Below are 18,777 nucleotides of genomic sequence, written 5' to 3'. Positions count from 1 at the left end.
ATTTACGCCAAAAGCCGCTTACACTTTTCGGCATATCGCTCTAATGTCCGGCACATAACGTTCAGGACGATCGACGGGGGAAGTCTCGATGAAGCAACACATAAGCAAGTTTAAGGCAGGCGCGGCGCTGGCCGCCGTTTGTGTCGCAGCCGTGGGGCTGACCGGCTGCGAAAGCAATTCGGCCCTGGGCCGGTCGCAATTGATCCTGTTCGACGAGCGCGCGCTTGAGCAGAGCGCCCTGGCCGGCTGGCAGGAACAGCTCAGGACGGCGAAGGTGTCGCGCGATCCGGTGTTGAACGCGCGGTTGCAGAAGGTCGGCTCCCGCATCGTCGCGGCCGCCGGTATGGGCGGCTCGCCGTGGGAATACGTTCTGTTCGAAAACGACCAGCCGAATGCCTTCGTCATTCCGGGCAACAAGGTCGGCGTCAATACCGGCCTGTTCAAGGTGGTGAAGAACGACGACCAACTGGCGGCGGTTATCGGCCATGAAACCGCCCACGTCATCGGTCGCCATGCGGCGGAACGCGCTTCGCAGCAGGCCGCCACCCAGGTGGGGCTCGAAATCGCCACCCGCACGACCGGCGGGCGCGTCCAGCAGGCCGTTGCCAACTATGGTGGGATGGGGGCGGCTCTGGGCTTCCTGCTGCCCTATTCGCGCAAGCACGAATCGGAGGCCGACAAGATCGGCGTCGACCTGATGGTCAAGGCCGGCTATCGCGCATCCGAGTCCGTGGCGCTATGGGAGAACATGTCGGCGCAGAAAACCGGCGCGCCGCCACAGTTCCTGTCGACCCACCCGTCAGACAAGACGCGGATCAACGACCTGAAGGCCTATATCGCTGAGAAGGGCTATAACTGACCTGTCTTTGCATAAAGGCAAATTCGGGCTTGATCGCTGCGCCCTCTCGCGTTAGAGACACGCTCCTCGCGATGACGTGCCGTCTTAGCTCACTTGGTAGAGCGCCAGATTGTGGCTCTGGAGGTAGCTGGTTCGAAACCAGCAGACGGTACCATCGCCAGATTGGCGGCCCCTCGGGCCCAAGATTATTCTAGCCGACATGCCGTATGACTGCCTTCGCCGGATTGTGTCAGGCGACGGCAGGTCCTTCATTTGCCGGCGCACTCCATGGCGATTTCCGAAACATCCCTGATCATCGTCGGTGGCGGCATTACCGGCCTGTGCCTTGCCGTGGCGGCGCAGGCGAGGGGATTCAAAGTCCGCGTCGTTGCGCGCGACGCCAGCGGCGATACGGCATCGGGGATTGCCGCCGGCATGATCGCGCCGGCGCTGGAAGCTCTGGGTGAGTTCGAGCCTGACGTCGCCTATGTCCGCCTGCACAGGGCGCAGCAGGCCTGGATCGACCTTATGGAGGTATGGCCCGTCGACGTTCGCGCTGCTTTGGAAAAGACGCGAGATGACGCGCGCAGCCGCTACGTCTGGTACCAGAGCGACAATTTGAGCGACATAACCACGCCGCGCCTCAAGGCCATGGGCGTACCGTTTCACGCCCTGACCGACGACCAGCTTAAAGGTATAGCCGGCGATATGGACGGTGTCGAAGTGACCGGCGACTGGCTCCTGTCGGGACACGAGGTGCTCGAAAGCCTGAAGGCGCATGTCCTCGCCCAGGAGGGCGAGATATTGCCTGCGGAGGTCACTGCCGTATCCGCGACGACAGTAAGACTGGCGACGGGCGATGTCCTGACGGCCGACCATGTCGTTGTGGCCGCCGGGTTTGGCGCCAAGGCACTCGCGGCTTCAGTGCCTTCGTTGAAAGTGCTGGAACCGGTAAAAGGCCATCTGCTCGACCTGAAAGGCCAGGGCGGGCAGGGGACCTTGCGCTGGGCGGGCGGATATCTGGCCGACCACGTCACCATGGCCAAGTTTGGCGCAACCATGCAGTTCGGCCAGGAGGACCGGGCGGTTGAGCCTGAGGTTGTAGCAGATCTCAAAGCGCGGGCGACGGGCATGTTGCCGTCTATAGATCTGGGCGTTGCCACGCCGAAAACCGGCGTCAGGGCTTCGACGCCGGATTCGTGGCCGCTGATCGGGCGCGATACCAGCGGGGTCTATGTCGCGGTTGGTATGCGGCGCAATGGTTACATCTTCGCGCCCTACGCGGCGCAGCTGTTGCTGGCTTTGATCACGGGCGAGCCCCCCGACCCGGACGCTGTCCTCTACGACCCGAACCGATTTTAAAGCCATATTAACCATGCATGGGGCAAAATTTGCCCATGCCGTTACCGAGTAGCCCATCCGTTATGAGTCAGCTTGGGCGCGCCGCGGAAGCGGGCGCCAGTGGAATCGCGTCAGGTGTGATGGGCTCCCTGCAGCGCGCGGCTGAGGCCACTGGCGTAGATTTCAGCTATCTGGTCAAGACCGCCAAGCGCGAAAGCTCGCTCAATCCGCACGCCAAGGCACCGACCTCTTCGGCCGCCGGCCTGTTCCAGTTTATCGAACAGACCTGGCTTGGCGTCCTGAAAACCAAGGGCGCCAAGCACGGCTATGGCGGCTTTGCCGAACACATTACGCGCGGACGGGACGGTCGCTTCCACGTTGCCAACGATATGCGCAAGCAGGTGCTGGGGCTGCGCTATAATGCCGACGCCAATGCCGTCATGGCGGCGGAAATGACAGCCGGCCACGCCGCCTATCTCAAAGGACGGATCGGCCGGGATGCAACGCAGGGCGAGCTTTATGTCGCCCACTTTCTGGGGCCCGATGGCGCGGCGGACCTGATCACTGCCAATGCCAATCGCCCCGGCGCTTCGGCGGCGGCGCTGTTTCCGGCGGCGGCGCGCGCCAACCCGACCATTTTCTACCGCAAGGGCAATGCCTTGAGCGTCGCCGAGGTCACGGCGCGGTTGACGAAGACCGGCGGTAGCGAGCCCATGACGCTTCAGGCCTCCACCGATCCCCGGCCGGCCAATGAAGCCTTCGGCAACCCGCAGGTCGTGGCGCGCCTCGACAAGCTGCGCGCCGATTCCGCCATCATGCAACTGGTGTTCGGCAATGGCGAGAACGAGCCGGGCATGCTGTTCAACGCCCAGCTCCTGTCGGCCTTCGGGCCGGAAGACGAGGGCGGTGAGGGGAAGCGTGAGGCGCTGATGAAGGCGTTTGGCGGGACCGGTGGATACAGCGGTTAGCCGTAATGCTAAACCCAGGAGTGCAGTGGTTCTTAAGCATTGCGCCCAAATCAGTCCGATGCCAGGGCGCGGTACAGCCCTTCGCGATTGTGCGGCAGCAACAGTGGCTTGACGCCCAGCATTTGCAGGTCCTCAGCCTGGTCGCCGTTCGGCAGCAGGGCGACGATCCTGAGCCGCGCCTCTTCCTGCGTCGCGCGCAGCCCGCCCAGGAAAGCGTCGAGCGTTTGCCGGTTGGCATCTTCGTGCAGGTTCTCGAAACTGCCGGTCGCGATGATGCAGGCGTCCAGCCCGCCTTTTTTCGCCAGGGCCAGGGCGCGCTCCCGCGAGGTCGAGGTCAGGCAGCGGTGGCCCATCTCCTCGAGTTGGTCGCGCAACTGCGCCGCACGCAGGGAATCGTTGGCAAGCAGCAGCACGCGCAGGAAGCGTTCAGTTTCGGTGGCCTCGGCCTCGGGCTCGACCGGACGGGCAGGCGCGGTGGCCAGCGCGTCGTAAGGCAGGTCCAGCCAGAACTTCGAGCCGACGCCTGGGGTCGATTGCGCGCCCATGTCGCCGTCCATCAGCGTTGCCAGTGAGCGCGACAGGCTGAGGCCCAGACCGGCGCCGGGGCAGCCTGCGGAGGTGCGGGCGATGCGTTGATAGGGCGCGAAAGCCTGTTCGACCTCTTCGGGCGACAGGCCGGGGCCGGAATCGACGACTTCTATACGTACGGCATGTGTGCCTTCGGGTTGGCCGAGGCGAATTTCGACGCGGCCAAGCTGCGTATACTGCAAGGCATTGCTGACGAGGTGTTCCAGGATTTGCTCTACCCGATGGGTATCGCCGAGCGCACTGCCGGATGCGGGCAGGTCCGCCGTAAGGGTAAGGCTGAGCTCCTTGCTCTGGGCCAGGGCGGTGAACCCCGCCATGACCCGCTCGCAGATCAGTTCGATATCGAGCGGCAGGCGCTCGACGGCGATGTGCCCGGCTTCCGCCTCGTCATTGTCGAGTGTCGTCACCAGGATGGTCTGCAGACGCGCCACCTCATCCAGGGCCGTTTCGACCAGGCGGCGCGGGGCAGGGGCACGGGCCAGGCTGGCCGCGCCTTGCGTCAGGTGATGCGCGATGCCGTTAAGGCCGGTCTTGACCTCGCGCGACAGGGTTTCCATCAACGCCACACGGGCAGCCGTCGCGTCTTCGCGGTCGCGGGCGGCGTCGAGCGCGCTGACCTGCAGAATATAATGTTCGCGCATATGGCGGTTGAGCACCAGCGACATGGCGAAGGCCAGGATCAGGCCGCCGGTCATCAGCGGCGCCGAACTGGTATCCGCCCGGGTGCTGTAAAGAACAAGAATAGGTCCCAGAAGCGCGGCCGGCCCGATGATCAGCAAGTGAAGCAGGACAGGCGTGCAGAAAAAGATGATGCTGACCGCCGCGCCGGCGCAGATCATCATCATGACGTCGGCGCCGGGACTGTTGCCGCCCGACGTCAGGCTGATGACGGTCAGGCACATGGCCCACAGCCCGCCACCCAGTCCGTGACGCAGCAGGCGGGCCCGGACATTGACTTCGGTGCGCGGCGCTTCGGCCAGGGCTTCCGAGCGGTTTCGCAGGACCATAAAGGCCGGCCAGATGGCGCACATCAGCAGGATGTAGATGGTCATCAGCCACGGCGAGACACTGGTTGCCGCAGCCCATATAAACAGGGGCAGGCCGACGCCGAAAAAGCCGAGGGTGTAGGGGAACATGCGGGCCTGCGCACGCAGGCCGTAGTCGAGCAGGACGGTATGAGGAGATACTGAGGACGCGGTCATGTCCGCACTCTACCAGACAGAGATTGCCGCCGGGTTTACCTTTTAAAGATTTTGGGCGCGAATATTCACATGTCGTGCCGGAAGCGTGATCACACGAGTAAAGGATTCGTTAGTCAAAACGCGCGAAAATTGGGGGTCCCGGAAAGGACCCGCCCCGAAGGATTCGCCAATGAATGCGCCATCTGTCCAAAGTTCAGCGTCCCAGGCTCGCAGCCCCCTGTCGCAGACCGACATCCAGCGTCTGGTCAAAAGCGAGAACGCCGACGATCGCGCCGTGGCAACGCACAAGATCTGTCGCGTCATAGAGCGCGCCGAACTGAATGACGGCGATCGTGCCGCCGCTCAGGAAATAATTCGCATGATGGCGCATGATGCCGCCGAGCTGGTACGCCGCGCCCTGGCGGTGACCCTGCGCACGTCGGACCTGGTGCCACACGACGTCGCCATGACGCTCGCCCAGGACGTGGCCAGCGTCGCCGTGCCGCTGCTCAGCCACTCGCCTTTGTTCACCGACAAGGATCTCAGCGAAATCATCCGCAGCGGCGGCGCCACGCGCCAGATCGCCATCGCCAAGCGCGACACGCTGTCGGAAACCGTGACGTCGGCCCTGGCCGAAAATGCAGTCGAAGAGGCCGTGGTCATTGCCTGTGCCAACGACAATGCGCGCTTCTCGGAAAATAGCATGGGCAAGGTCGTCGACCGCTTTGGCGAGTCCGAAGTCCTGCACAGCGTCCTGATCAACCGCGCCACGTTGCCGGTGGCGATCAGCGAGCGCCTGGTGCACATGGTCAGCGCCGCCATGCGCGAACATCTGGTGACGCGCCACGCTATCAAGCCGGAAACGGCGGTAGAACTGGTCAATGCCGCCCAGGAACGCGCCACGCTCGACATGGCCGATGCCTCGGGCGCCAGCCGCGACCCGTCCGAGCTGGTCAAGCATCTTTCCGCCAATGGGCGTTTGACGCCGTCCCTGATGCTGCGTGCCCTGGCGCGTGGCCACATGCCGTTCTTCGAACACGGCCTGGCCGAGCTGTCGGGCGTGTCGCACGACCGGACCTGGCTGATGGTGCACGACGCCGGATCCTTGGGCCTGCGCGCCATCTACGACCGGGCGGGGATGCCGGCGCGGCTGTTCCAGACCTTCAGGATTGCCGTCGATACCTGGCGCACCCTGCACGCTGAAGCCAACCATCTCGACGCGATCAGCTTCCAGGAGCGCCTGATCGAGCGCTTCCTGACCCAGGTGCCGTTCGCACCACGCGAAGATCTGATCTATCTCTATGAGCGCCTCGACCGCGACTCCAAGGGCCGCAAGTGGGGCACGCAGACGCCGGAACAGACTTCCGGGCCGGAAGCCGCGCTTGTCAAGGCGGCTTAAAGGCGCACAAGAACAAAAAAGCCGCCGGGGTAACCGGCGGCTTTTTTCTAATTCACTAGAGGGAAGGGATCAGGTGTTGCGACCGATCGAGTCGAGGTGTTCCTTGACGCGCACTTCCAGGGTTTCAGCCAGGATCTTGCCCATCGGGTGATTGTCAGCCTTGATCTGGTCGCGAACGATGGCACGGATGGTGTCGAGGTGGGCATCGACCAGCCGGCGCGGCGCCAGCTTGCGCTTTTCATCTTCGTCCAGCATCTTGCACAGTGAACCGGCGATGCGGGTAATGAATGGGTAGCCGTAGGTCGTGCCGAGGCCTTTAAGATCATGAGCGCGATAAAAGAGCTGCTCGCTGTGCGCGTCGGTATAGCCTTCGGACTTGATGAGTGCCTGAACGTCTTCGAGCTTGCGAATTTCATCCATCAGCCAGTCTTCGAAGTGTTCGGACAGATCGGCCAGGGCAGCTTCGGCCTTGGCAATGGCGTCGGCGTCGATCCCGCCCAGGCGGCCGCCAACCTTGGCGCGCAGGGTGTTCGGGACCTGGATGATTTGGGCTTTTTCCGGCATTGGCATGGTACTGTGACCTTTGGACGCTTGTCTTGTCGTGCGACCTTACTGCTGCCGGGTTTAAGAAGAGCTAATAGTTAGCGAAAAATTGTACATTTCGCATGACGTAAGCGTTTACGAGGCAAATTGCTCGGCCATGACGCGTTCGTCGTAGCCGTTGCCGGCGTCGAACAGCAGGGTAGCCTTCAGGTTATCGGCCTCGGAGATGTCAACGGAGACGACATTGCGCACTTCGAACGTATCGGCCGTGGCGCTGATCGGGCGCTTGTCGACCTCCAGTGCCTCGAAGCGGACCTGCGCCGTGTGCGGCAGGATGGCGCCGCGCCAGCGCCTGGGCCGGAAGGCGCTGATCGGCGTCAGGGCCAGGGCCTTGGCGGTCAGGGGAATGATCGGGCCGTGCGCCGAAAGGTTATAGGCGGTCGATCCGGCGGGCGTGGCCACCATGGCGCCGTCGCAGATCAGTTCATCGAGGCGGACGGTCTCGTCAATGAATATGCGCAGCTTGGCACCCTGGTGGGTCTGGCGCAGGATCGAGACTTCGTTGAAGGCGAGGGATTGGTGGTCACGGCCATCGCGATCGCGCGCCGTCATGCTCAACGGGCTGATCAGGGTGCTTTCGCTCTTGAGGATGCGCTCGACCAGCGCGTCTTCGGAAAAGTCATTGAGCAGGAAGCCCACGCTGCCCCGGTTCATGCCGAAGATCGGGATCTGTTCACGCAGGTATTTATGCACGGTCTGGAGCAGGAAACCGTCCCCGCCCAGCGCGACCACGACATCCGGCTTGGCCGCCGATCCATAGAGCGCCTTGAGCCTGGCGCAGGCGGCCTGGGCTTCGGGGCGGTCGGAGGCGGTGAAGTCGAGACGAAGGGACATGACCAAGGTCTAACCCGGTTTGTCGGAAAAAGTCTAAGGAAAATCAACTCAGGCGATATGAGTTGTGCCTGGAGCGTGATGCGTTTAGGTCGAACGGTAATCATGCTCTGGTGTTTTGTTTGTCGCGATATTAAGCCAAAGAACCGCTGCACGCTTTTTGGCATATCGCTTTAGGTTTTGTTTTGTCGCGATATTAAGCCAAAGAACCGCTGCACACTTTTTGACATATCGCTCTAGGCAGCAGCGAGAAGCTTTCGCTGTGCATCGGCCGGAGACAGGCCGAAAATCGACAGGATCAGCGGCCTGTGCCCGGCATTGCAATCGGCATCGCCGGGATGGGCTGACTGCCAGTGCGGCAAAAGATTGAGGAAGATCGCTCGATCGAGGCCAAGCGCACAGCACAGCAGCGCTAATGGAGCGGACGATGACCCGGTGAGGGCGCGCTGCAATTGCGTCGCTTCGCAGTCGAGCCGGCGCGCGCTTTCGAGGACAAAGCGGTCGGAACGGCCGGCGCGCAAGATTCGGACAAGCTTCAGATTGTCTTCGCTCAGGCCGTAGCCGGCGACGAGGCGGCGGCTGACGCGCGACAGGGCGGGATGGCGCAGCAGGGCGGTCCGCAGTTGCGGGCGGTCGTGGGCCAGCCGTGCCAGTGCGGTCTGATCGTCGTCGCCGAAGCGCAAGGCGTGGTTTTCCGCCAGCGCCACCAGCACAGCGTCAGAATTGGCGCGGATCAGGGCCTTGATGACACGGGCGTCCAGATCGGTGCGGCGGGCGACCAGCAGATGGTGAGACTCGCCCGTCGCGGCAATCAGCGCCAGCAGGGCCGAGGTGTCGAGCGATGGCAACTGGCCACCGATCAGCGGCGCGGCGAGGTCCACCGGCATTTGGCACAGCTGGACGACCAGGTCCTGAAGCGACTGGATAGACTGGGGTGGGCCGCTTATGCGCTCAACCGGACGCGCCTGGCTGTGCGCCAGCCAGATGTGCCTGGGCGGGGCGTGGAAGTCGCGGGCGTGAACAGGCGGGCGCGCTATGGTGAGCGGCGCGGCGGCGGCGGCAGGGGAGAACTCGGATACGGTAAGGGGTTGCGTGCGCAAGGCGTCTCTGACCCGACAGGCGGAAATATCTTTAACGGAATCTGACAGGGCATGGTGAACACTTGTTTAATGCCGCGAAAGGTTTGAGTTGTATTTGCCGAACCTACAGTTTTTCAGATTTTTGACGCGGTTGTTAATCTTGTTTCAATTGACCCGTCTTAGGGTGGCAGATTGTTGTTAGTAGTCCCCACAAGGGCGTTGCATGTCCGATACTGATCCAGCTGTTCCCGCAGACCTGGCCGCATATGCGTCCGGCGCCGAAAAGTTGCCGCTGGTCCGTGAAGACGCGGTGGTCATCGTCGAGCGCCTTCGCGAAACCAAGGTCGATATCACCGGCCGGGCCTTCCTGCTGAAGCTCGACACGCTGATCGTGCGCCTTGGCGCCAAGTGGGACTCCAAGTCCGAATTTGTATTCCAGCACCTGAAGACGACATTCGAACGGCAGTTTGAAGAGCCGAACTGGTGCATCAAGATCAATGACGACGCCTGGATGGCGCTGATGCCATCCGTCGGTTCGCGCAAGGGCGCCCTGGCCGTTGCCGATATCTGGCGTGACCTGTGCGGCTTCTTTGTCGGCGATATGTCGTCGCTTGATGTACCGATCTACGAGGTTCACGTCGAAGACGTCGATGCCTTCATGCTGAAGAAGATCGATCTCAACACCTGGTTTGGGCCCGGCGAGGCCGATCAGGGTCCGCTCAAGACCCGTAGCGGACAATTCAGCCCCGAAGCGGGCGGCGATGCTGCCGGCGGCGCTGGCGCGCAGGCGCAGGCCGCCAATCGTCCCGTCATCGTCGCCGCGACAGTGACCTATGGCGGCCGCAACCTCAAGGTCGCGAGTGCCGTCGAACCCCTGTTCGAGATGAAGAAGATGGTCATGATCGGCCATCGCCTCGAAGCCATGGTGATGGAGAATATCGACAACACCCTGCTGGACCGCAAGGGGTTGGCCAATCTCGACTGGAACCTGCGCGAGCACGTCGACCTGACGAATATCGACCAGGGCCTGAAGTTGCTCAAGCTGAAGACGGCTGAACAGCGCAAGATGATGATGGTCGTGCCGGCGGCGTTTTCGACCTTTGCGTCGGCCCGGGCGCGTCAGAAGATCACGACCGAGGTGGCGCGCGCCGCCGCCGAACTGGGCCTCAAGGTTCTGTTCGAGGTGCGTGGCCTGGACGGCGTGCCGCCGCACCGCGTGCTTGAAATCGTCTCGATGATCAAGCCGTTCTGCATGACGGTGGTTGGCTCCGTCAGTCCGGATCGCAAGGTTATCTCGACGCTCAACAAGTGCGGCCTGTCGGGCGTCTGCATCGAATATGACGGCGTCAAGCGCGACGAAGACGCGTTGAAGGACTATCTCGGCGCGCTCAGTACCGCCGCCAAGGCTTCGGCCGGCGCCTGCATGGTCCAGGGTTTCGACAACTATCGTCAGATGGCGGTGGCACGCCTGGCCGGCGTGACCCACGCCAGCATGAAGACGGCGGCTTTGATGTCGCCCAAGGCCGCAGCCCATGTCGCCAAGTCGGCGGCGGAAGCGCTGCGAGACACTGGCGCCGCACTGAACGCGGCGCTGCCGGAGTCCTAGCGTTACGCCCCGAATGTATCGCACATGGCAGGATTGCCGCTGTCGTAACCGGTCTTGAACCATTTCATCCGGTCGGCTGAGCTTCCGTGCGTGAAGCTGTCCGGCACCACCATGCCCTGACCGCGTTTTTGCAGCGTGTCGTCGCCGACCGCCGCTGCGGCCTGCAGGCCTTCCTCGACGTCGCCAGCTTCCAGCCAGTTCAGCTTGGTGTTCGATTGCCTGGCCCAGATGCCGGCATAGCAGTCCGCCTGGAGCTCGAGCCGCACTGACAGGGCATTGCCTTCGCGTTCGCTGAGGCGCTGCTGGGCCGCCTGGACCTTCTCGCTGACGCCCAACACGTTCTGGACGTGGTGGCCGGCTTCGTGGGCGATGACGTAAGCCATGGCAAAATCGCCCTGCGCGCCCAGGTCCTTTTCAAGCGTATGGAAGAAGGTCAGGTCGATATAGATGGTGTCGTCGGCCGGACAGTAGAACGGTCCCATGGCCGACTGGCCCATGCCGCAGCCGGTCGGCGTGCCACCGGTATAAAGCGCGATCTGCGACGGACGATAGGTTTGGTTACGCGCCTGGAACAGGGGCTTCCAGGTGTCGATAGTCGAGGTATGGATGACATCGGCGAAGCGGCACGCTTCGTCACCTTCCGGGCACGCAGCCTCCTGGACCGCTTCCGTGCGGCTGACGGATTGCGTGGTCTGCGCTGTGTCGAGGAAGGTGCGTGGATCTATTCCGAACACGAAGTAGCCAATAAGGGCCACGACGATCGTAACAATTCCGCCGCCACCGGCAATGGCGCCCGCACCCATGCCGCGCCGATCCTGCACGCCGCTGGTGCGGCCCAAATCCCATCTCATCCAGAGCTCCTGATCCGTGACGCACCCCAGTTTCAGGGTAGGGCGAATTAACCCTTTGTTCAAGAGTGATGGCGATGTGGAAAGATCGTCAAAAATGAAACCTTTCCGTTTGTTAACTATTGTTCACAAAGGCCCCGTGTTAGGCCTGACCAGATTTTCTGTTCCAGGATTTTGTCATGCGTTCGTTCCTGCTTGCCACTGCCGCTGCGTTTATCCTTCCGTGCGTGGCTCTCGCCGAGACACCTGCGGCGCGCGCCGCGCCATCTGCCCAGGCCCTGCCGGTCGATATTCCGCTCGGGAAGCTGCCGGACACCGCAACGCCCCTGGACTATCGCATCGACCTGGTGGTCAATCCGGACACGGAACGCTTTTCCGGCCATACCGAAATCGACGTCACGCTGAAGTCCGCCTCGGCCTCGCTCTACATGCACGGTCGCGATCTTAACGTCACCAAGGCCGTTGCCGTGCAGGACGGCAAGGAGATTGCCGTCACCTGGCAACAGCTTGAGCCGCTGGGCGTAGCGCGCGTGACCTTCGCCACGCCTCTCAAAGCCGGAAAGGTGACGCTGAAATTCGATTATGACGCGCCATTCGGCGACGGTCCCGCCGGCCTTTACCGCATCAAGGTCGCCGACCAATGGTACGCCTGGTCGCAGCTCCAGTCGATCGATGCCCGCGCCGTCTTTCCCTCATTCGACGAGCCCGGCTTTAAAACGCCGTTCACCGTCAGCCTGACGACCAAGGCGGACGCGGTCGCTGCCTCGAACGCGCCGGAAACCGGCAGCGTCAAGGTTGGTGATATGGTAAAGCACACCTTCATGCCGACTGTGCCGCTGCCGACCTATCTGGTCGCCTTCGTCGCCGGCCCGTTCGCGGTCGCCGAAGGCAAGATCCCGCCGACGCCGCAGCGCGCCCACGAACTGCCAATCCGCATCCTGGCGACCCAGCCCGGCAAGGACAGGCTGAACTACGCGCTGGAAGAGACCAAGCCGATCATCAAGCACCTGGAAGCCTATTTCGACATGGGTTTCCCGTATCCCAAGCTCGACCAGATCGCGTCGCCGGTCATGCCGGGCGCCATGGAAAATGCCGGCGCCGACATCTATGGCGACAATATCCTGTTGCTCGACGACAATGCCTCGACGACCCAGAAACAGACCTTCGGCATGGTCGTCGCCCACGAACTGGCACACCAATGGTTCGGCGACTATGTGACGCCCGCCTGGTGGGACGACATCTGGCTGAACGAGAGCTTCGCCAACTGGATGGGCTACCGCATCGGTGACGAATGGCGGCCGGAGCTGAACATCGGCATCGGCGCGACCAATGAGGGCTTCGTGGCGATGAACACCGATTCGCTGAAGATCGGCCGGCCGATTCACCAACCGATCGCCAATAACGGCGACATCGACTCCGCGTTCGACACCATTACCTACGGCAAGGGCGGTCACGTCGTCGCCATGGTCGCGGCCTATCTTGGTGACAACACCTTCCGCGACGGCGTGCGCCTGCATATGTCGCGGCATCCGCACGGCAATGCCACGACTGAGGAGTTCTTCGGCGCCCTGGCCGACGCCGCCAAGGAGCCGCGCGTCCTGGCGGCCATGAAGAGCTTTATCGGCCAGCAAGGCGTGCCGGTGGTCGATTTCCGCCATGATGGCGGCAAGGTGATCGCCACCCAGTCGCGCTACAGCAAGCTTGGGACGACGCTGCCCGCCCAGACCTGGATCGTGCCCCTGTGCATCCGCCAGGATGCGGCGCGTGCCTGCACCCTGCTCGACAAGACGACGCAGGAAGTAAAGATGCCGGGGAAGGGCGCCTTCATGCCCAATGCCGGCGGTACGGGCTATTACCGCTTCAACCTGACACCGGGCGACTGGGACGCCTTGATCGCGACGGGCGCGAAGCTGCCGGCCGGCGAGGGGATTGCCGCAACCGACAGTTTGTGGGCACAGTTCAATGCCGGCCGCATCGACACCGGCCACCTGATCGCCGCCGCACGGGTAATGGTCGATAACCAGGACTCCAACGTCGCCGTCGATGGTGGCGACCGTCTGGGCTATTTCCGGACCAGAGGCTTCCTGGGCGCGGCGGAGCTTGGTGATTATCGTCGCGTCATCGGCGGCATCTATGCCCCGCGCCTCAGTGCCATGGGCTTTGACCCGAAGGCCGGCGCGCATAAGGCCGACACCCCCGACCGCCAGAAGCTGCGCCAGTCGCTGGTCGGCCTTGTCGCCGACGAAGCACACGATCCGGCCGTTCGCAAAACGCTGAACGCCGCCGCCGTGGCCTACCTGGCCGGCGACGCCTCCGCGCTTGACCAAGCCTATACCTTCCGTGCCCTGGCCGTATACGTCGAAGAGGGCGGGTTGCCGGTCGCCAAGGCGATGCTGGAGCGTGTGCTGACCACCAAGGACGAGCTGTTCCGCGCCCGCGCGCTTGGGGCGGTGACCGCCGGGGCCACAAAGGCAACGGCCGACTGGCTGCTGGACGGCGGGCTCGACGATCCGCGCCTGCGCACCCCGGACAAGCTGGCCCTGATGGGCGGGCTGTTCGCCTACGATACGACGCGCGACCAGGCATATGACTGGCTGAAGACCAATTACGAGGCGTTTTCGGCACGCACCGGCATTTTCGCGGCGGGCAAGGTGGCCTCGCTGCCAGGCACCTACTGCTCGGCGGAAAAGGCGGATGAGATAGAGCGTATCATGCGTCCCAAGGTTCAGGCCGCGGGCCGGGGCGAGTTGTCCTTCAACCGGATGCTGGAAAACATGCGCAACTGCAGTGTCCTGAAGGACGCCAAGGGCGCCGAGGTCAAGGCGGCGTTCAGGACGGTCAAGTTCAAGGCTGCCAAGTTCAAGGCTGCCAAGTAGAGCGGTGCCAGGTAAAGGGGTAAAATCAGCCTGAGGGGCGGTGAGCGCCATGTCGGCCGACCGCTTTTATAAGCCTGCTGACAGATATGGGCTTGGGTGTCTGTGACAGTAGGTGTGACATTTCCATGCGACTTCGCAGGAAATATTTTCGTAACGTGGGTCTGCCGCACTTCCCGTAAGGCGAGTTTAGTGGCAAATTAAGTCTTGCGGTGCAATATGTGCACCTTTGTTGCATTGGGGTAGGCTGCATCCATGAAGGGTGTGGCGCGTTTTCATGGGCGATTCGAAGACTGGCAGTGCTCCCGATTCTGCCCAGCTCGGATTGATAACGAAAAAAACTGGGATCGATGGTATGTTCATGGGGTTGACTAAGGGTAAGGGCCCGCTGCTGGCGGCCGGTCTTTGTGTTGTGCTTGCTGGGGGGCTGTCCGGATGCGAGCACAAGGATGAGGCCAAGGCCAAGTCGGTGGCGCCGGCGAATGCCACGCTTGTGAACTATGTCACGGCCGGCCAGGATACAGCACCCGTCGCGGTCAGCGGCTCGGGCACGATCAGCGCCTGGCAGGAAGTGCCGATCGGCGCCGAAACCGGCGGCCTGACCGCCGTCGCCCTGCTGGTCGATGAAGGCCAGAGCGTCGCCAAGGGCCAGCCCCTGCTGAAGATGAACGACGTGCTGCTGCAGGCCCAGGTCCGCCAGGCCAAGGCTTCAGCCGACCAGGCGAGCAAGGCCTATGCGCGCGCCAAGGAACTTCACGACAAGCAATATCTGTCGGCCGCCGCTCTGGATCAGGCCTTCGCCAACCAGGAAACGACCGCAGCCGCTCTGGCGACTGCGCAGACGCAGCTGTCTCTGGCAACCGTGCGTGCGCCGGTCGCAGGCGTGATCTCGTCGCGCAAGGCCGTTCTGGGCCAGGTCATCCAGCCGGGCGCGGAACTCTTCAAGATTGTCCGCGACGGCCGTATCGAACTGAATATGGAAGTCGTCGAAAGCGAACTGGGCATGATCAAGGCCGGCATGCCGGCGACCGTGACGACCAACACAACTGGCGCGGTTACAGGCTCGGTCCGTATCGTTACCCCCATGGTCGATCCGGCGACCCGCCTTGGCTACGCCCGCATCTCGGTGCCGTGGTCGTCGGGCATGCGCCCCGGCATGTTCGCTTCGGGTCAGATTAATGTTGGCACGCAAAGCGTTACGACCGTTCCGCAGGTGGCTGTGGTCTATTCGGAGAACACGCCGGGCGTCTTTGTCGTCGGTGCCGACGGCAAGGCCCATCGCCGCAAGGTTGCCCTTGGCGGCCAGGCCGGCAAGAACGTCATCGTCCGCGAAGGCTTACAACCGGGTGACCGCGTCGTCACCACGGGCGCCGGCTTCCTGAACGACGGCGACAAGGTCAAGCTCCAGGCGGCCGCGGCTCCGGCCGGCGCTACGGGAGCTTAAGCCATGTCGGCAGGCAATCACTACGAAAACGCCGCGAAGGCGTCCACGGGCGGCTTCCAGATATCGTCCTGGTCGATCCGCAACCCGATCCCGACCATCGTCTTCTTTCTGATGATGACGATTGTCGGCGCAATGGGCTTTAGCTCCATACGGGTCAACAACTGGCCCGACGTCGACTTCCCCATGGTCGTGGTCACCGTCATTCGTTCAGGCGCAGCGCCGACCGAACTGGAAAACCAGGTGACGCGCATTGTCGAGGATTCGGTCGCGGGCCTCGGTGGGGTGCGCCACAGCCAGTCCTACGTCAATGAAGGGGCCTCAACCACCGTCGTTACGTTCCAGTTGGGCGTCGACCTTGAAAAAGCAACGAACGACGTCCGTAATGCCGTCGCGGGCGTGCGTGGCAACCTGCCGGCCGACGTTCAGGATCCGATTGTCTCACGCGTCGAGAACGCGCAAGGCCAGGCATTGTTGACCTACGTCATCCGCGCCGACAACATGACGCCGGAGCAGCTGAGCTGGTACGTCGACAACGACGTCGCCAAGCGCGTGCTGGCGGTCAAAGGGGTGTCGCAACTGAACCGGAAAGGCGGCGTGAACCGCGAAATCCGTATCGAACTCGATCCGTCCAAGCTGGCGGCGCAAGGCGTGACGGCAGCGGCAATCAGCAATCAGCTGCGCTCCGAGAACGTCAACATGCCGGGCGGACGCTTCAATGTCGGTACGACCGAGCAGAACATCCGCACGGTCGGTGGCGCCAACAGCGTCGCCGAACTGTCCAACCGTCGCATTGCCCTGCCGAATGGTTCCAGCGTTCGCCTGGGCGATCTCGGCGAGGTCGTCGATTCATGGTCCGAACCGCGCGCCCGTGCCCGCTATAATGGCGAGGAAGTGGTTGGCTTCGACATTCAGCGGACGCGTGGCACCTCTGAAGCGCACGTCGCCAAGCAGGTGCGTGAAGTCATCGCCAAGCTGAAGACGGAAAACAAGAACCTGCGCATCGAGCAGGTGGCTTCGTCGGTTGACGAGGTCAATCAGAGCTTTACCTCGTCAATGGAAGCCCTGCTGATCGGCGCGCTTCTTGCGGTCGTGGTCGTGTGGCTGTTCCTGCGCGACTGGCGGGCGACCTTTGTGTCGGCCATGGCGATGCCGATGTCGTTGCTGCCCACCTTCTTCGTGATGCTGGCGACGAACCAGTCGTTCAACGTCGTGACTTTGCTGGCCCTGGCCCTGACCGTTGGTATCCTGGTCGACGATGCAATCGTGGAAATCGAAAACATCGTCCGCCATATCCGCGAAGGCAAGCCGCCCTACCAAGCGGCTATCGAAGCCGCCGACGAAATCGGCCTGGCCGTCGTGGCAACGACCGCGACGCTCATCGCCGTCTTCGCGCCCACCGGTTTTATGCCGGGCATTGTCGGCCAGTTCTTCAAGAGCTTCGCCATTGCCTGCTGTGTCAGCGTCTTCTTCTCGCTGGTCGTGGCGCGGACCCTGACGCCGCTCATGGGCGCTTATCTATTGCGCGACAATGGCAAGCACAAGGAAGACAAGCCATTCTGGATGGACACCTACCTGAAGAGCCTGCGCTGGTCGCTACGTCACAAGTTTGTGGTGGTTCTGCTCAGCTTCGGCTTCTTTGCCAGCTCGATCGCCATGCTGGTCATGATTCCCAGCGACAATATCCCGGCGGGCGATGTGTCGATGTCGGTCATGAACGTGTCGCTCCCGCCCGGATCGACCTTGCAGGAAACCGATGAGGCTGTGAAGAAGCTGAGCGCCGATCTCCGCAAGCGGCCAGAGGTCGTCGGCACCTTCGCCACCATGGAAATGGAAAAGGCAACGATTATCGCGAACCTGGTGCCCCAGGACAAACGCGATGTCAGCCAGGCGGAATTTGAACAGGCCGTCTCCAAGACCCTCGGCAACTATCCGGGCGTGCATGCCAGCTTCGGTTCCGAAGGTGGCGGCGGTACCGGCGCGGCCTACATCCTGGTGTCTGAAAACGCCCAGAGCCTCACCCATGCGGCCATCCAGCTGCAACAGGAAATGGCGGCGCTGCCGGAACTGACCAATGTGTCATCGGACGACAACCTGACCCGGCCGGAAATCGTCATCACGCCCAAGCCTGAACAGGCGGCGCTGCTGGGCGTATCGACCGCCGACATCAGCTCGGCCGCGCGCGTGGCGACTATGGGCGATATCGATCAGATCCTGGCCAAGTACAACGAAGGCGACCGTCAGATTCCGATCCGGGTCATGCTGAAATCGGACGCCCGGGCTGAGGTCACCAACCTGTCGACCATGATGGTGCCGACGCGCGCCGGCACATCGGTGCCGCTGAGCGCGGTCGCCGACATTCATTTTGGCGCCGGTCCGATCCAGATCAACCGTCTCGATCGCGTCCGGTCGGCGACCGTCAAGGCCGACCTTAACGGTGTGCCGACCGGCGTGGCCGACAAGGCTGTCGAGAATACCCAGGTCATGAAGGATATTCGCGCAGGCATGGCCAACCCCGACAAGGCGAAGTATCCGGGCGTCCGCGTCCAGGTGAACCCGAACGTCGAGGACTTTGCCGACATGGGCAAGAACTTCGTCATCGCCATCCTGACAGGCATCGGCCTGATGTACGTCGTTCTCGTGCTGCTGTTCGGATCGTTCAGCCACCCGCTGACCATCATCCTGGCCCTGCCGCTCAGCTTCGGCGGCGCCTTCATAGGACTGATCCTGTGCGGGATGAGCATGTCCATGCCGGCCTTTATCGGCCTGATCATGCTGGTCGGTATCGCGGCCAAGAACTCGATCCTGCTGGTGGAATATGCCATGGTTGCGATCAAGGGCGGCATGAAGCGTGAGGAGGCCCTGGTTGAGGCGTCGCGCAAGCGGGCGCGCCCGATCGTCATGACGACGATCGCCATGGGCGTCGGCATGATCCCGGTCGCGGTCGGTATCGACAGTTTCCGTCAGCCGATGGCGGTCGCCGTGATCGGGGGTCTGATCACCTCGACCCTGCTGTCGCTGCTGTACGTGCCGGTCGTCTATGTATTGATCGACAAGGTATCGAACTTCTTCGGCAAGCTGATCTCGCCGCTCTTCCGCGCTCAGGGCAAGGACGAGGTCGAGACCAAGCCGGCGGAATAATCCGCAGGCATCAGAAACAAGAAAAGCCCCGGTTCATCCG

At 62.7% G+C, this 18,777-nt stretch carries 13 protein-coding genes and 1 tRNA gene; 9 read left to right on the top strand and 5 right to left on the bottom strand.

What is annotated here, in order from left to right; all coding sequences use genetic code 11:
- Positions 1-88 precede the first annotated feature (88 nt).
- The 4 genes from AC1DON_RS18390 (at position 89) to AC1DON_RS18375 (ending at position 3,147) form a co-directional block, all read left to right on the top strand.
- The gene (locus AC1DON_RS18390) at positions 89-859 is read left to right on the top strand and encodes a M48 family metallopeptidase (protein WP_476936273.1); all 771 of its coding nucleotides are present in this window, start codon (positions 89-91) and stop codon (positions 857-859) included.
- 78 nt (positions 860-937) lie between these two features.
- Positions 938-1,013, top strand: a tRNA-His gene (locus AC1DON_RS18385).
- A 113-nt stretch (positions 1,014-1,126) separates the two neighbouring features.
- Positions 1,127-2,200 (top strand): NAD(P)/FAD-dependent oxidoreductase, encoded by a 1,074-nt coding sequence (locus AC1DON_RS18380; RefSeq protein ID WP_476936272.1) that lies wholly within the window; start codon positions 1,127-1,129, stop codon positions 2,198-2,200.
- 62 nt (positions 2,201-2,262) lie between these two features.
- On the top strand, positions 2,263-3,147 hold the full coding sequence (locus tag AC1DON_RS18375; RefSeq protein ID WP_476936271.1) for a transglycosylase SLT domain-containing protein: 885 nt from the start codon (positions 2,263-2,265) through the stop codon (positions 3,145-3,147).
- Positions 3,148-3,197: 50 nt separating this feature from the next.
- On the opposite strand, the gene AC1DON_RS18370 is transcribed toward AC1DON_RS18375, so the two are convergent.
- Complete coding sequence (locus AC1DON_RS18370; protein ID WP_476936270.1) at positions 3,198-4,937, bottom strand: sensor histidine kinase; 1,740 nt, start codon at positions 4,935-4,937, stop codon at positions 3,198-3,200.
- A 169-nt stretch (positions 4,938-5,106) separates the two neighbouring features.
- On the opposite strand from AC1DON_RS18370, the gene spbR reads away from it, so the two are divergent.
- The gene (spbR, locus tag AC1DON_RS18365; RefSeq protein WP_476936269.1) at positions 5,107-6,315 is read left to right on the top strand and encodes a SpbR family protein; all 1,209 of its coding nucleotides are present in this window, start codon (positions 5,107-5,109) and stop codon (positions 6,313-6,315) included.
- Positions 6,316-6,384: 69 nt separating this feature from the next.
- Here spbR and AC1DON_RS18360 read toward each other — a convergent pair whose 3' ends face one another.
- From AC1DON_RS18360 to AC1DON_RS18350, 3 genes are all read right to left on the bottom strand, one after another.
- Positions 6,385-6,879 carry an Hpt domain-containing protein gene (locus tag AC1DON_RS18360; protein WP_476936268.1) on the bottom strand — a complete coding sequence of 165 codons (495 nt, stop codon included), beginning with the start codon at positions 6,877-6,879 and terminating at the stop codon, positions 6,385-6,387.
- Between the two features lie 114 nt (positions 6,880-6,993).
- The gene (locus AC1DON_RS18355; protein ID WP_476936267.1) at positions 6,994-7,752 is read right to left on the bottom strand and encodes an NAD kinase; all 759 of its coding nucleotides are present in this window, start codon (positions 7,750-7,752) and stop codon (positions 6,994-6,996) included.
- Between the two features lie 233 nt (positions 7,753-7,985).
- Complete coding sequence (locus AC1DON_RS18350) at positions 7,986-8,849, bottom strand: DUF2336 domain-containing protein (RefSeq protein ID WP_476936266.1); 864 nt, start codon at positions 8,847-8,849, stop codon at positions 7,986-7,988.
- A gap of 202 nt (positions 8,850-9,051) precedes the next feature.
- Here AC1DON_RS18350 and AC1DON_RS18345 point away from each other — a divergent pair, with 202 nt between their 5' ends.
- On the top strand, positions 9,052-10,434 hold the full coding sequence (locus AC1DON_RS18345; protein ID WP_476936265.1) for a hypothetical protein: 1,383 nt from the start codon (positions 9,052-9,054) through the stop codon (positions 10,432-10,434).
- Between the two features lie 2 nt (positions 10,435-10,436).
- Here AC1DON_RS18345 and ypfJ read toward each other — a convergent pair whose 3' ends face one another.
- Positions 10,437-11,285, bottom strand: a complete 849-nt coding sequence (ypfJ, locus tag AC1DON_RS18340; protein ID WP_476936264.1) for a KPN_02809 family neutral zinc metallopeptidase — start codon at positions 11,283-11,285, stop codon at positions 10,437-10,439.
- A 176-nt stretch (positions 11,286-11,461) separates the two neighbouring features.
- On the opposite strand from ypfJ, the gene AC1DON_RS18335 reads away from it, so the two are divergent.
- The 3 genes from AC1DON_RS18335 (at position 11,462) to AC1DON_RS18325 (ending at position 18,737) form a co-directional block, all read left to right on the top strand.
- Entirely contained in the window at positions 11,462-14,158 is a 2,697-nt protein-coding gene (locus tag AC1DON_RS18335) for a M1 family metallopeptidase (RefSeq protein WP_476936263.1), read from the top strand.
- 358 nt (positions 14,159-14,516) lie between these two features.
- Positions 14,517-15,599: an efflux RND transporter periplasmic adaptor subunit gene (locus AC1DON_RS18330; protein ID WP_476936262.1), complete on the top strand. Its 1,083-nt coding sequence runs from the start codon at positions 14,517-14,519 to the stop codon at positions 15,597-15,599.
- Positions 15,600-15,602: 3 nt separating this feature from the next.
- Positions 15,603-18,737 (top strand): efflux RND transporter permease subunit, encoded by a 3,135-nt coding sequence (locus tag AC1DON_RS18325; RefSeq protein WP_476936261.1) that lies wholly within the window; start codon positions 15,603-15,605, stop codon positions 18,735-18,737.
- Positions 18,738-18,777 lie beyond the last annotated feature (40 nt).

The organism is Asticcacaulis sp. P4_H10, assembly GCF_056400965.1.
The sequence above is the reverse complement of the archived record's forward strand: the minus strand, read 5'-3'. Positions and strand labels throughout refer to the sequence as shown.